The organism is Bacteroidales bacterium (genome assembly GCA_018334875.1).
Lineage (GTDB): Bacteria > Bacteroidota > Bacteroidia > Bacteroidales > UBA12077 > JAGXLC01.
This window is the reverse complement of record JAGXLC010000110.1, coordinates 1-11,982: the sequence shown is the minus strand read 5'-3', so window position 1 is coordinate 11,982 and position 11,982 is coordinate 1. Positions and strand designations below refer to the sequence as shown.

Sequence of the window (11,982 nt, the reverse complement as noted above, 5' to 3'; positions counted from 1 at the left end):
CTACAGCCCGGGTTACCTATGACGGGGAAACGAAAGACACCCTATCATTTTATGTAACCGGAACTTCAGGCCAATGCTCCGATTCCGATTCAATCCAGGTTGCTTTTTCTTTGGGCCCTGAAAACGATGATGTTTGTGATGCCTTTGAAATTTCCGCGGGAACGAACGGGCCTTTTACCAATAAGTACGCCACCGTGCAGGATAATGAACCATTACCAGATACTACCGGAGACAATTCCTGCAATGAACCCATGAAATGGTGCACTGAGGGCGGTCTTCAGCATACAGTATGGTTTAAATTCACCATGCCATCGGACACCGGAACGGTTTCCTTTGTTACCAGTGGCCTGGATACCCAGATTGCCCTTTACGAAATTGAAAGCGAATGCAGCGACATACTATCCGGAGATACCACCAAATACACCCTGCTTGCTGCCAATGACGATTACTTCGAAAAAGAGGACGATTTTGCCGCTGCCATAATGGACCTTGAAGACCTCGTTAAAGGAAGAACTTACTGGCTTCAGATGGATGGCAGTGCCGGCGGAGTAGTAGGAGAATTTACAATAGAAGTCAAAGGCACGGCAGTTGGTATAGATGAACCCACCTTTAATAAAGGGGATATTCACGTTTACCCCAATCCTGCATCCGGACGTTTCAGTATTGTCTTTAAAAATAAAATTCACAGGGATGTTCACCTGGAGCTCTTCACAATAGAAGGGAAACGGATTTACAACGAAAAGATCCACAAAATGGAGGCTAACGAAAACCATACCGTTACCATCCCGGAAAGTCAGGCAGGAGTTTATTTTCTCCGTCTCCGATCCAGGGAGGATATCTATACCAAACAACTGATTATAGAATAAAAATCATTAATTACTGCATTAATATAGAACTTCTGTTTACATGACTTTAGAAATCTCAAATTTCTGCAGTGAAGTGCCTTGCCTGATGTAAAGTAACCCGGATTTCTACAGAGAAACATGTTACCTTACGTGAAAAATCAAACATTTCCGCGGTAAGGGGCCATATCCGGTGCCCGGAATCCTAAATTTCCATAGTCAGATGGCTTACCCAAAGTCAGAAATCTCTTGTGTCTACAGACAGATGGCTTACCCGACATCGGGCATCCCCAATTTCCATAGAAATGTGGCTTGCCTGATGTTAGAAATCTCATATTTCTGCAGAAAAATAGGGTATCGGGTGTTTGGCATCCCATGTTTCTGCAGAAAAACGGGTTACCCGACGTAAGGAAACCATTATTTCCACAGAAAAGTGGCTTGTCTGAGGCAAGACACCCATAATTTCCGCAGGAAAATGGGTTACCCGACAAAAGAAATCCATTTATTCGCCAGAAACAAGTCCTTTTGAATAACCCAAACCCTATTGTTCGGCAGTAATATAGGATACTTGGTTTAATAAATTCTTTTGTGCTATAGTATAATACATGTAAAAAGGCCGCAGTTGAATATCTGCAGCCTTTTCCTTAACCACTGAATGGCTTCAGTGGACCCCTAACCCAAAATCAGAATCTATTCTTCATTTTTCTTATATTCTGCAATGATATCTTTCACGCCGTCGGGTGCAACCCTTCCGTAAGTCTTATCTCCGACCAGCACAACCGGTGCAAGTCCACAGGCGCCCACACAGCGCAGACAATTCAAACTGAATTTGCCGTCATTGGTGGATTCTCCAACTTCTATCCCAAGTTGCCTTTTAAATTCCTGCAGCACATTATCGGCTCCTCTTACATAACAGGCAGTACCGGTACAAACGGAGATGGGATGCTCTCCCTGTGGGATCATGGTAAAAAATGAGTAAAAAGTAACCACACCATAGACCTTCGCCACTGGGATACCCAGTTCATTGGCTGCCGCTTCCTGAACTTCAGCGGGAAGATAACCAAAATGCACCTGGATTTGCTGTAAGATATTGATTAGGTCACCCGGCTCATTGTCATGGGCCCTGCATATTTCTCGTATCTTTTTCAGATCCTGTTCTTTTAACTTGACTTTTATTCTGGACATGAGTTATTCCTCCTGATTTTAAATGGATCAATCATTCGATTTCAATTTTCCGGCTCAAATCAAAATACTGGGTATGTAACAACTTATGAGCCTTCTCTCCCATGGGTTTCCCAAGATATTCCTCATATAGTTTTTTAATCTCAGGATTTTCATGGGATTTCCTGATCGGTTTGTTTTTATCTTCCTCATATATTGCCTGTTGCCGGGCTTTAAGGATGCCCGTATTGTTATGGTGTAAGGGTTGTCCTCCTCCACCGATACATCCACCGGGACAAGCCATGATTTCAATGGCATGGAATTCAGATGTTCCCTGCTTAATTGCTTCAAGAAGCTTTCTTGCATTACCCAATCCGTGTGCAATGCCAATATTGATGTTTGTCCCCTTGAAATCCACTGTAGCCTTCCGAATACCCTCAAATCCCCGCAGTTGTTCAAACACAATACTGTTGTCAAGAGCATTACCTGTGTACCATTCATAAGCGGTACGGGTAGCAGCTTCTATCACTCCCCCGGTTGTTCCAAACATCACACCGGCACCGGTAGACTCACCCATGGGCCGGTCAAAATCCTGATCTTCCATGTCCTTCAGATTAAAGTTCGCTTCTTTAATCAGATGGGCCAGTTCACGGGTAGTAACGGAAAAATCCACATCCGGGTTGTCATCCACTTTAAACTCTTCGCGCTGGCTTTCATATTTCTTGGCCAGGCAAGGCATAATGGATACTACAACTACATTCTCTCTTTTCTTATTAATTTGCTCGGCAAAATAAGTTTTTGCTATCGACCCAAACATCTGTTGGGGAGAACGAGCCGAAGAAGGTACATCTTTCAAATCCGGGAAGTGGTGCTCGATAAAATTAACCCATGCGGGGCAACAGGATGTCAGAATAGGCATCTGCACATCTTTATGGCCATCCAGGTATTTGGACAGCCGGTCGAGCATTTCCGTTCCTTCTTCCATGATGGTCAGGTCTGCAGCAAAATCGGTGTCAAACACATAGTCGAACCCGAGCCTGCGCAGAGCGGAAACCATCTTTCCGGTAACGAGCGTTCCAGGCTCATATCCAAATTCCTCCCCCAGGGCGGCACGAACAGCGGGCGCGGTCTGGGCAATCACCGTAGTATTGGGATCGGAAATGGCATCAATGAGGTCACGGGAATGGTCCACTTCAGTCAGAGCGGCTGTAGGACAAACTGCAACGCATTGTCCGCAATAGGTACAGGGGGAATATTGCAGGTCCATCTCGAAGGCAGGAGCAACTGCTGCATTAAAACCCCTGTTAAACGCATACAAAGCGCCGACAGTCTGGAACTCATTGCACATTTTCTCACATCTCCTGCACATAATGCATTTATCCAGCTCCCTTACAATAGAAGGGGAATAATCGGTTTTATAGGTTGACATCTCCGCGTATTCCTGTCCCGGGATCTCACGGATACCCAGCCGGATGGCCAGACTCTGCAATTCACAATTCCCCGATTTCTTGCAGGTCAAACAATCCTTGGGATGATCGGAAAGAATAAACTCCACCACGGTTCTCCTGGCATTGATAACCCGCATGGTATGGGTTTTCACTTCCATTCCGTCGTATACCTCGGTGGCGCAAGCCGGGGCAAGATTTTTCCTGCCTTCTACTTCCACACTACAAACCCTGCAGCCACCAGGTTTGTTCTCTATCCCGATATCTTCCAGATTCATATAGCACAATACCGGGATATCAATTCCAACTTCTTTGGCTGCCTTATATATGGTGGTCCCTTTAGGGACTTCTACCTGTTTATCATCTATGGTCAATTGAACTTTTTCCATCGTTATATCCTTATTTTATGATTACCGCGTCAAATTTACAAGCTTCCAGACAAGCACCGCATTTAATACACTTGTCCTGATCAATATAATGTACCTGCTTCCTTTCTCCGGTTATTGCTCCGACCGGACATTTGCGTGCGCATGCGGTACAGCCCACACAGTTTTCAGGGATAATCTCGTAACGCATAAGATCTTTACATGCTCCGGCCGGGCAACGTTGGTCTTCCACATGAGCTACATATTCATCCCAGAAGTTTTGCAGGGTTGAAAGCACCGGACTCGGAGCAGTCTGGCCCAGTCCGCAGAGCGAAGTATCCGCTATAACGTGACACATATTCTTCAAACGCTGTATATCCTTTTTCTCCGCTTTTCCCTGGGTTATCCGGTCAAGCAATTCATGCAACCTTTTATTACCTATACGGCAAGGGGAGCATTTTCCGCAGGATTCTTCCACGGTAAATTCCAGGAAGAATTTGGCTATCGACACCATACAATCATCTTCATCCAACACGATCATACCTCCTGACCCCATCATAGAACCTACTGCAATCAGGTTATCAAAATCGATGGGTGTATCCAAATGATCTTCCGTGAGGCAACCGCCGGAGGGTCCACCGGTTTGCACTGCCTTGAATTTCTTTCCTTCTTTAATGCCTCCGCCAATCTCAAAAACCACTTCCCTGAGGGTAGTTCCCATGGGTACCTCTATGAGTCCCACGTTATTAACCTTGCCGGCCAGTGCAAAAACCTTGGTACCTGTCGATTTTTCCGTGCCAATTTTTTTGAACCATCCTGCTCCCTTGTTGATGATCACAGGAATATTGGCATAAGTCTCTACATTATTGACGTTTGTAGGTTTCCCCAGATAGCCGGATTCAGCAGGAAAAGGAGGTTTAAATGTAGGTTCTCCCCTGTCTCCTTCCATGGAATGTATTAAAGCCGTTTCCTCTCCACACACAAAGGCTCCTGCACCATACCGCAACTGTACATCAAAATTGAAATCCGTATCAAAGATACCCTCTCCCAGCATACCATATTCTCTGGCCTGATCTATGGCAACTTTAAGTCTCCTGATGGCTAAGGGATATTCTGCCCTTATGTAAATCAAACCTTTATCAGCACCAATGGCGTAACCGCAAATGGCCATAGCCTCGAGTACAGAATGGGGGTCGCCCTCCAGTATGGAGCGGTCCATGAATGCCCCCGGATCGCCTTCATCTGCATTACATACTACGTATTTCTGATCCGATTCGTTCTTATATGCAAAATCCCACTTCACACCGGCAGGGAATCCTCCTCCGCCGCGGCCTCTTAACCCGGATTCCTTCATTTCACTGATCACTTCCTCCCGGCTCATATCATTGAGTACAGTACCCAAGGCAAAATATCCGTCCCGGGCAATGTACTCATCAATGTTTTCCGGATCAATGAAGCCACAATTCCTGAGGGCTATTCTGATCTGTTTTTTATAGAAATCCATCTTCTTGGAGTCGTGAATGGTGTCTCCCGTTTCCGGATCCTGGTAAAGCAATTTTTCCACCTGCCGGCCCTTGATGAGATGTTCCTGTACAATATCCTCACTATCCTCAGGTTTAACCTGTGTATAAAAGGTATTATCCGGTAAAACCTTAACAATGGGTCCCTTTTCACAGAATCCGAAACATCCGGTAAAGATAACCTGCACGTCATCCTGCAGATTGTTCTCCTCTAGTTTCTGTTTCAGACTCTCCAAAATGGAATCACTTGCCGAAGCACGACACCCTGTGCCACCACAAACCAGCAAGTGCATCTTATAATTCGCCATGATCAATCCTCCTGTTTTTAATTATTCCTCATCAATTGTTCTGTAATTCTGTGGCAGAACACCATCCACCAGCTCGCCCCGTTTAATATATTTTTCAATGATCTCATCCGCTTTTTTCGTGTCCACATAGCCAAAAACCACGGGTTCTTCCCCGGGTTTTGTTACCTCAATGGTGGGTTCGGCATAGCTATACCCCATATCTCCCGCTTGAGTTACAACAGCCTCTACATTTCGCTTTTCCAATTCGTCCACCAGATAATCCATCACTTCTTTTGCACCTGAAGCAATTCCACTGGTTGCCATTCCCACCTTAATCTGAACATAATTTTCAGGATGATCGGCACGCTCCCGGAGATCTACCTTTTGTTGCAGATGCTCTTTTTTCTTTTTTAAGTCTTCAAGAGATTTAATTTTTGCCATAGTTATCAATATATTTAAATTGAATGTTTGGGTAATGTATGTATTTGACGACACAAATATACAATTTATTGTTATTTTTTTAACACTGTTATCAAACTAACATATTATTTAGACGGATTCTAAATAATATATAGGATTTTAACAGTCAGTATAATTCATTCGTGTAACAGTATGTTAAAGTTTTGAATTCTAATTTGATTTACATGCCAAATTTACAAACTTTGTTTGTATTATCATGGAACCAGCATATTAATCATGTTCTTGTTGTGAAGGTTCCTAGATGCAGGTTTCATTAGCGATATCGGTTTCTTCTCTCAGCTCATTCAGATTTTCCCGTATCATTTCCTCTATATATTTGCTTATTTCCGGATGATGAAATGGTAAATTGTCCAACACCTCTTTTATCTGACGGGAATCGATCTCAAAACCCACACTGTTTTTATTATGCCTGTAAACAAAATCCTTTCCGGGATTGAATACAATCATCTGATGAATGGTTCCGGCTAAATCACCTTCGGCAGGACAGTCAAGATGGTCCTTGACAAATTCGGCCTTTACACGGGTTCCTTTCCCCGGGGTGGAATCTATTGAAAAATTTCCTCCGGTTCTTTCGGCATTTTGTTTCAGTAAAGACAGACCCAAACCTACACTCCTTTCCTTTCGTGTAGAAAAACAAGGATCTATGGCCTTTCGGAGGGTTTCCCCATCCATTCCCACACCATTGTCTTCGATGACAATGGTAAACAATCCCTCTTTATCGTTTTCACTGATAGAAATTTCTATCAAATCAGCTCCTGCGTTAATGGAATTCTGCACGATATCCAACATGTGATACGACAAAGTCTTCATACGATTTCGGTTTTTCTTCCGTTAATACCGCCCAAAGCCATTCTTATCTCGGAAAATTCCGTATTTTCAACGGAAAACAAAGTATATCCCTTGCCAATATCCTCAGGATAATGGGCATCTGAACCACGCACAAACATATATTTTTTCAAATAGCCATGCTCAGCAAGCATGCTGCGAGTATCGGTGAAAGGGGAAATTTCCAGGGCATCACACTGCAAAGCCCCGGGGATGAAGCCCAACTGGGCAATAATACCATTGCGCATCCGATCGATATGGGCGGGAATAAAAATTCCTCCCATTTCATGAACCTTATTTTCAACCTCTTCAATATTCAGATCAATGGCAGTGATGAGCAGTTTCTCAGGTTGATCCAGTATTTGCTCATGCTCATTTACCACTGCCTGATAACCGAATTTCTCAGGATCATTTTTAATATCCGGCAGGTGTTTATCCAGCAGCTTTTCAAAAGCTTCCAGATTCCGGGTATGTTCGAAAAAAGCCAGACAATGAACCTCTTCCCTTGTGTTGATCTCCACACCGCATAAAATAGAAATGCCTTCTCTGGCACCCACCTGTTTCATAACCTCACATTGACGCGTTGAATTGTGATCGGTGATTCCGAGAATATCCAGACCTTTCTCTTTAGCCCTGGAAATAATATTCCACGGGCTCATCTCCAGACTGCCACAGGGAGACAATACGGTATGAATATGCATATCCGCTCTAAATAATTCCATCTGCCTTCAGTTTTTCATAAAATTGGCCGGTAATCTCAAAAGCATTCTGATCGGTTCCCAGAACAGGCACTCCTTCTTCATCACTATGCTGCGCAGTATCTTCATCAGGACGATTCCCTTTTACAAGTATCACTGCGGCAAGATCCTTGAGCGATGCGATGGCCGCTACATTCTTATGGGTCTGTAACGTAACCCAAACCTGGCCCTCCTTTGCATTCCCCATCACATCACTCAAGAGATCGGAAGCGTACCCTCCTTTTATGGACCGTTCCAAACCCTTCTTACCACTATATACAACCAACCCTAAATTATTAACCAAATCTGACACCTTCATAAAGCAATATTTTAATAATTGTTACTCAATTTATTTTTACCCCATATTTTTTTCATGATTTCATAAGAATCTTCGGCTCTTTGAAGGTTATTGTGTTCATATTTCCTCTGTATAAAGATACAATCCCTGAGACTGCCATTATGATTCACAATATCCTCGGCAAGCGCCGAACAACTCGGAGAACCGCATACGCCACAGTCAACTCCCGGGAGCGTGTTCATCAGATCTTTCACCTTGCGCATTTTCTTGAGCGCACGGGTCATATCCTCATCCAGTTTCATTATGGAGCGGGGTGTGACAGGATGGAGTTCAATGTTTTCCAGCAGGTAGCTCTGATAGTCAATGATCCCCGAGGCGGATTTTCTTCCTGATGCTTCCTCCTTTTTAAGCTTTTTGGCCTTATTTCTTAAGCGTTCCACAGTCAAAAACCGGTTGGCAGGATTAAGTATGCCTCCCGCACAACTCTCATCGCAAGCACGGAGTTCCAGGAAATCTACATCATCCATTTCCCCGTCTTCCACCTTTTCAAGAATCTCAATCACATTGTTTATTCCATCGATTGCCAGACACCTGCCTTCACAATTATCCGACTCACCGTGGGTAAGACTCCACTTAACGCCTTCAGGTGAAAGGGTTTCGTCGGTGGGTGAAGCAGCTTCCCTGGAATCATTCCGGGCTTTTAACGTAGAATAAATTTTATTATAAAGAAAATCCAGGTTGATCACTCCGTCAATATTGGCATGGGTATCGCCCACCGGACTTTTTACCGACGCTATTTTAGCCGCACATTGCGTGACATAAAATATGCCTGTATCACCAGAATCAATACCCTGATCGACAAGCTTTTGCTTGTAATACAGGGCCGTGAGATCAAGCGGTGGTTTCTGCAGAATAATTTGAGCCACCAATGAAGGAAATCTCACCTGAATGAGCCGCACGATGGCAGGACAAAAAGCAGAAATAAGCGGTTTCTCCTGGCTTGTATTCCGTGTATAGTTTTTTGTGCTGTCTTTCAGTATTTCAGCCGCATGTTCCACTTCTACCACTTCATTAAAACCCATTTCCTGTAAGGTTTCTTTAATCATATCCTTATCCACATCTTCCGGAAATTGCCCAAATAAAATCTCCGGAACCAAAACCACACTGTAGCTGAAATCATATATCCGGTTAAAATCGTCCTGCTCAACAGAAATTGCATCCACGGGACAGGCGCGATAACATTCTCCACAATCCACACATCTCTCTTCGAGCAAAACCGCCTTACCTTCACGAACCCGTAATGCACCCGTGGGACATACATTCATGCAATGGGCGCAACCGATACAGATCTCCTTTTGTATCTTCAATGCATGATGAAAAGCTTGTTTATTCATAATTATTTAGTTAATCTTTTGACAATTTTTAGTTCAGTCCCTTGATTGACTGTACTGTTAATTTCCAACTCATCCGAGTTGTTTCTTATATTGGATAAACCCATACCTGCTCCAAACCCCATCTCCCTGACCTCTTCCGAAGCAGTGGAATAACCGTCTTCCATGGCTCTGTCGATATCCTCAATTCCGGGCCCTTTATCAGAAACATCCATATCAATCCGGTCCGGCTCAATAGTTACCTTAATTTTTCCTTTATATGCGTGAGCCACAATATTGACCTCAGCTTCATAAAGGGCAATCACGATCTTCTTGATCAGTTTGGGATCAATATTGATCTGCTTCAATATCTTTTTCAGGTGACTGGAAGCAAAACCGGCCCTGGAAAAATCGCCTCCCTGTATTTCATATTCAAATTCCATGAGTCAAAATATGGGTTTGATGCCTTCCTGATATAATATTCCCGAAGTTCTAAATACTGAAAAAGGTGTTTCAAGCAGCACAATATCATTTTCTCCGGCCACCTGCTTCATATCCTCATTCACCTTTTTGTTTCTTGCAAACACGATGCAGTTGATATCCGACATCTCTGCCGTGCGAATGGCTTGTACATTGGCCAGGCCCGTAATAAGCAAGGTATTGTCTGTTTCCAGTGTGAGCACATCGCTCATCAAATCTGAGGCAAATGCTTTGAACACCTCAATATCCTTCTCACTGTCAGATACAATATTTGCGTTTATGAGCCGGGCAATTTCGGATACCTTCATACCAGCAATCTGTTTACGTGGTTTTGTTATATTGTTATCATTCATAACTGCAAATATAATATAATATTGTTATTTTAATAACACTGTTATCGAAATAACAAATAATTTATAAATATTCTAAATAAAACAGCGGGCAATTTAAGCATCAAGAGAAGGGCCTGCAGGGGAGAAATTGAGGGTAAGGTTTTGTAGATGCATGGAGAATACACAAAATTTCCATAATTTCGTAGAAGGACATCGCAAAAAGCATCCGATAATGAATATCCATGAATATCAGGCAAAACAACTACTTCGGGACAACGGAGTTCCGGTTCCCGAAGGGATTATGATCAATCAGGCAGACCAGGCGATCGAAGCGGCAGAAAGTATACAGGAAGCGACGAACACCGGCTCATGGGCAGTTAAAGCTCAGATCCACGCCGGGGGAAGAGGCAAAGGAGGGGGTGTTAAAATTGCCGAATCCCTGCAGGAGGTCAAAAAGCATGCGGAAAATATCCTGGGCATGAATCTCATCACCCATCAAACAGGGGAAGCAGGCAAAAAAGTACACAGCATACTGATAGAACAAGGCATCTACTACGAAGGAGAAAGTGAACCGGCAGAATTTTATATGGGGATCCTGTTAAACCGGGATTCAGGCAGGAACATCATCATGTATTCCACCGAAGGCGGTGTGGATATTGAATCGGTTGCAGAAAAAACTCCGCATCTGATCTTTAAGGAAGAGGTCCACCCCGGATTGGGCATTCAATCCTACCAGGCCAGAAAAATCGCCTTTAAACTCGGTCTCCACGGAAAAGCTTTCAAAGAAATGGCTCGATTTGTTATCAGAGCATATCAGGCCTATCTGAATACCGATGCTTCACTCATAGAGATCAATCCCTTATTTAAAACCTCGGACAATATCATTCTGGCTGCCGATGCTAAAATTAACCTGGATGACAACGCCATATTTCGCCACAAAGATTATATGGATTTAAGGGATACCACGGAAGAAGATCCTGCAGAAGTGGAGGCCGGCAAACACAACCTCAATTTCATCAAACTGGATGGGAATGTGGGTTGTATGGTAAACGGGGCCGGTCTGGCTATGGCCACCATGGATATCATTAAATTGTCGGGAGGGTATCCGGCCAATTTTCTGGATGTTGGCGGAGCTGCCAATACTGAAACAGTTGAGGCAGGTTTTAGGATCATACTGAAAGATCCCAACGTCAACGCGGTTTTGATCAATATATTCGGAGGTATTGTACGCTGCGACAGGGTTGCCAGAGGCATCACGGAGGCATTTGGTGCTTTGGATGAAATCCATGTTCCTGTTGTAGTCAGACTTCAGGGCACCAATGCCGAAGAGGGCAAAAAGCTGATCGATGAAAGCGGATTGCAGGTAAAATCTGCCATAACCCTTCAGGAGGCTGCCGATGCTGTGCGGGACCTGGTTTAATACAAATTATTCTTACCGCAGCCTTAGCCCCAAACAAATTTCTTTTAACCAGATAATAGGTATCGTTCTCAAAATTAAGTCATTTAACTTTTTTTGAACCACATATAAGGCACATAGGAAAGATAGGATTTCACATAGATTTATCATTCATCATGCAATTGAGAAAACAAGGTTTTAAATAAGCTTCTTTGACTTTCATTGTTTACTTAATGAAAAATTTTTGTATTCACAATATTTCTTTCTATGTGTTAGCCTATGTGAACTATGTGCCTATGTGGTTCAAGTATTAACCAAATAACTTTTATGATCGACCAAAAAAAAGGCTCAATAAAAATTTATCCTGCATGATCCGGACTAAAAAATCCGTGATTCTGAGAAACCCTGATCTCAAAAACACGGATTCTGATGGATCGGTTCCCC

Annotated in this window: 12 protein-coding genes; 2 read left to right on the top strand and 10 right to left on the bottom strand. The window is 43.5% G+C overall.

The window, feature by feature from the left end:
* The coding region (locus KGY70_10385) for a T9SS type A sorting domain-containing protein (protein ID MBS3775586.1) at positions 1-866 on the top strand (866 nt) is incomplete at its 5' end.
* Positions 867-1,532: 666 nt separating this feature from the next.
* On the opposite strand, the gene nuoE is transcribed toward KGY70_10385, so the two are convergent.
* From nuoE to KGY70_10335, 10 genes are all read right to left on the bottom strand, one after another.
* A complete protein-coding gene (gene nuoE, locus KGY70_10380) occupies positions 1,533-2,027 on the bottom strand; it encodes an NADH-quinone oxidoreductase subunit NuoE (protein ID MBS3775585.1) in 495 nt (164 codons plus the stop codon).
* A 31-nt stretch (positions 2,028-2,058) separates the two neighbouring features.
* Positions 2,059-3,837 (bottom strand): [FeFe] hydrogenase, group A, encoded by a 1,779-nt coding sequence (locus KGY70_10375; protein ID MBS3775584.1) that lies wholly within the window; start codon positions 3,835-3,837, stop codon positions 2,059-2,061.
* Between the two features lie 10 nt (positions 3,838-3,847).
* Positions 3,848-5,641 (bottom strand): NADH-quinone oxidoreductase subunit NuoF, encoded by a 1,794-nt coding sequence (locus tag KGY70_10370; protein ID MBS3775583.1) that lies wholly within the window; start codon positions 5,639-5,641, stop codon positions 3,848-3,850.
* Positions 5,642-5,662: 21 nt separating this feature from the next.
* Complete coding sequence (locus KGY70_10365; GenBank protein ID MBS3775582.1) at positions 5,663-6,061, bottom strand: (2Fe-2S) ferredoxin domain-containing protein; 399 nt, start codon at positions 6,059-6,061, stop codon at positions 5,663-5,665.
* Between the two features lie 276 nt (positions 6,062-6,337).
* Entirely contained in the window at positions 6,338-6,910 is a 573-nt protein-coding gene (locus KGY70_10360) for an ATP-binding protein (GenBank protein MBS3775581.1), read from the bottom strand.
* The gene (locus KGY70_10355) at positions 6,907-7,647 is read right to left on the bottom strand and encodes a PHP domain-containing protein (GenBank protein MBS3775580.1); all 741 of its coding nucleotides are present in this window, start codon (positions 7,645-7,647) and stop codon (positions 6,907-6,909) included. Before KGY70_10355 ends, KGY70_10360 begins: the two co-directional genes overlap by 4 nt.
* A complete protein-coding gene (locus KGY70_10350) occupies positions 7,634-7,981 on the bottom strand; it encodes a serine kinase (protein ID MBS3775579.1) in 348 nt (115 codons plus the stop codon). Before KGY70_10350 ends, KGY70_10355 begins: the two co-directional genes overlap by 14 nt.
* A gap of 11 nt (positions 7,982-7,992) precedes the next feature.
* Positions 7,993-9,354, bottom strand: coding sequence for a 4Fe-4S binding protein (locus tag KGY70_10345; GenBank protein MBS3775578.1), 1,362 nt, complete (start codon positions 9,352-9,354; stop codon positions 7,993-7,995).
* A 2-nt stretch (positions 9,355-9,356) separates the two neighbouring features.
* The gene (locus KGY70_10340; GenBank protein ID MBS3775577.1) at positions 9,357-9,773 is read right to left on the bottom strand and encodes an anti-sigma regulatory factor; all 417 of its coding nucleotides are present in this window, start codon (positions 9,771-9,773) and stop codon (positions 9,357-9,359) included.
* A 3-nt stretch (positions 9,774-9,776) separates the two neighbouring features.
* A complete protein-coding gene (locus KGY70_10335; protein ID MBS3775576.1) occupies positions 9,777-10,118 on the bottom strand; it encodes a hypothetical protein in 342 nt (113 codons plus the stop codon).
* A 256-nt stretch (positions 10,119-10,374) separates the two neighbouring features.
* Between KGY70_10335 and sucC the strand changes: the two genes are divergently transcribed.
* Entirely contained in the window at positions 10,375-11,562 is a 1,188-nt protein-coding gene (gene sucC / locus KGY70_10330) for an ADP-forming succinate--CoA ligase subunit beta (GenBank protein MBS3775575.1), read from the top strand.
* Positions 11,563-11,982: the final 420 nt, after the last annotated feature.